Source organism: Asaia sp. W19 (assembly GCF_003994335.1).
Classification (GTDB): domain Bacteria; phylum Pseudomonadota; class Alphaproteobacteria; order Acetobacterales; family Acetobacteraceae; genus Asaia.
This window is the reverse complement of record NZ_PNQZ01000163.1, coordinates 1-2,694: the sequence shown is the minus strand read 5'-3', so window position 1 is coordinate 2,694 and position 2,694 is coordinate 1. Positions and strand designations below refer to the sequence as shown.

General features: G+C 61.5%; 3 protein-coding genes. All 3 read left to right on the top strand.

All coding sequences use genetic code 11. From position 1 onward, the window contains the following. A partial coding sequence (locus C0V97_RS17630; RefSeq protein WP_305007279.1) for a magnesium chelatase domain-containing protein occupies window positions 1–485 on the top strand: 485 nt, incomplete at its 5' end. A 266-nt stretch (window positions 486–751) separates the two neighbouring features. Continuing rightward, a complete protein-coding gene (locus tag C0V97_RS17625; protein WP_127103730.1) occupies window positions 752–2,131 on the top strand; it encodes a hypothetical protein in 1,380 nt (459 codons plus the stop codon). 120 nt (window positions 2,132–2,251) lie between these two features. Then, window positions 2,252–2,694: YigZ family protein (locus C0V97_RS17620; protein ID WP_148114975.1), on the top strand; the 443-nt coding region annotated here is incomplete at its 3' end.

The following is a 2,694-nucleotide window of genomic DNA, read 5'->3' as shown; positions in this document are numbered from 1 at the left end:
CACGACCGGTCCTTCTGGAAATTCAGGCTCTCGTCTCTCCCAAGGCGGGCGAGGGCGCGGCAAGACGCGCGGTGGTCGGATGGGAAACGGCGCGTCTCAACATGATTCTGGCTGTGCTTGAAGCGCGATGCGGGCTGAAGATGGCGGGGATGGATGTCCATCTGAATATTGCAGGCGGTCTGCGTATCAGCGAACCCGCCTGCGATATGGCCGTGGCAGCGGCGTTGATCTCGGCGGCGACGGGCGTGCCGACATCGGCAGGGGCCACCTATTTCGGCGAGGTCGGCCTTTCGGGGGAGGTACGCCAGGTTTCCCAGACCGATCTGCGCATGAAGGAAGCGCAGAAGCTCGGCTTCGTGCAGGCCATCCTGCCCCGACGCGTCGCCAGCGGCGGCGCCCGCCCCAAGCCCCCGGAAGGCCTGGCACTGAAAGAGATCGGGCATCTGAACGATCTGGTTGAACTGTTCCAGCCCCTGGATGAGTAGCCGTTCGCCCAAAATCTGCGGACCGGCCTGTCGCAGTACAAGCGTCCACGTCAGGGACGTAACGAAACACAACATCCTGTCTCGTTAGATTGCCTGCATTGCGGAGGCGTCAATATCGTGTAAATAGCGTTTCACACGATCAAGACTTGAAGATCCGAATCGCAATCGGACCGTTTTGCATCGGTTCTCGTTGAATGACTGTGCAAGACAGGTCTCAAGGAATAGTCCTCCTTCCCTGTCATTTCGATAGGGGGGAGCGCCGAATAATGGCTGCCATCTCATCGCATCTGGGCAGAATCAAGCTGTCGGTTGCCACCTGGTCGTCAGAACTGCCCCAAAGAGGACGTTCGGTCCTGGCTCTGCAGCTGTTATTCGGCGTGCAGATGGCGTTATTCGCGATCATGGTCTGGGCGACAGCCATTACCACGCCTTATCTCGACATGCTCACCTGGCAGCACGATGCGCTGATTGCCCTCAGGACCAACAGCGTGTCCGGATGGTGGGCGCATTTGATTCATCCCCATAACGAACACCGGCTGGCCTTTGTCCGGTTGATGACGCTGTTCGACCTGACTTTGGGCGGGGGAAATCAGCTCGTCTTTATCGTCATGACGCTCATGGCGGTCCTGATGATGGCCTGGATGCTCTGGAGCGTCATGGCCGAACATGCCTTGCGGCGCGACAGGACACTCGCGCTTATCGTGCCGATGCTCGTGCTGAGCAGCACGGCCGCGCTCGATATCGGCCTGCCCATCAATTGCGTCTACCCCCTCTCCCTCGTCTTTCTGCTCGGGGCGCTCGTGCTGTTCTCCAGTGCGATCCTCAGCCCTTCGTCGCCGACACGCTTCTTCATCGGGGCCATGCTCTGTGCCGCTCTGGCCCCCTTCGGGAACATGACGGGGCTTGTGGTCTGGCCGGTGCTCCTTTGGCTGGGCCTGCGCGCACGTCTGGCCCCAGCCCTGATCTGCGCACTCCTCGTGATTGGCGTGACCGAGAGCGCTCTGTACCTGTGGCATGACATGCCTGGCGGCAGCGCGGCAAGGGACGCTCTGCCTCACGAACCCGGTACGCCCTCCCTCATCCGCATGATCGCCTATGCCGGAATCTTTCTGGGTCTGCCTTTCTCCCGCGTGGCTGCCCTGACAACGCTCGGCATGGTAATCGGCCTGGCCCTGGCAGCGGTGGCCATCGCCATTCTCCTTCGTGACTGTATTCTTCGCCCATCCTGTTCACGCGCATCGCTCGTCTCGACGGGGCTTATTCTCACAGGGCTGGCTGTCGCCTGTATGGCGGGATTTGGACGGGCGAATGAAGGCGCGGTGATGATCGCCCCCGCCCGCTATTCCATTTATGTGCTCCTTTTCCACGCTGGCCTGATCATGAGGGCGCTGCTCTGGCTGCGCCGTCTGCCCTTCGCTGAACGCAATCCGGACCTGAAACTCGGCGTCTGCTTTGCCTCCATGCTGGTTCTGTTTCAGGGGGCTTCGGGCCTGGCGGGTTTTCGGGCAGCCGACACGCTTCGTGACTCTGTACGCGCCTGGCAGCCGGGCCAGCATGACCCCTGCTACCTGAAAACGATCTTTCCCGACCTTGGCTATGCCGAGGCGGTCAAGCGAGACGTGGACGCCTATCTCATGGGGCAGTAAACGAAAGCCCTGCAAAGCCCAGACATTCCCGAGCCCTTGCATGAGGGGCCGCACCCTGCTTCTTGGGCAGCGCGTCTCGAACGCGCCGAAAGAACCCTGAAATGGGCAGGAAGGGAAATCATGACCCGAACACTCGTGGCAGAGACGCAACTCGATACGGTCGTCAAGAAAAGCCTGTTCCGCGTCCATGCAAGACCGATTGCCGAGGAGGCAGAGGCGGGCGCTTTCTTCGAACGCGTCCGCGTGCCCGATGCCACCCATAATTGCTGGGCGTGGCGGATCGGGGGGCGCTATCGCAGCTTCGATGATGGTGAGCCGGGGGGCACGGCAGGGCGACCCATCCTGCAGGCCATCGATTCACAGGAATTCGATCAAGTGGCGGTGATCGTCGTGCGCTGGTTCGGCGGGATCAAGCTGGGCGCAGGCGGGCTGGTTCGCGCTTATGGCGGTGCAGCGGCGTCCTGCCTCAAACAGGGTGAGGCAGTCGAGATCGTTCCCATGCAACGCCTCGCCTGTCACGTGCCATTCAGCTTGCTGCCGATCATCCAGGCCCGTCTGGCGGA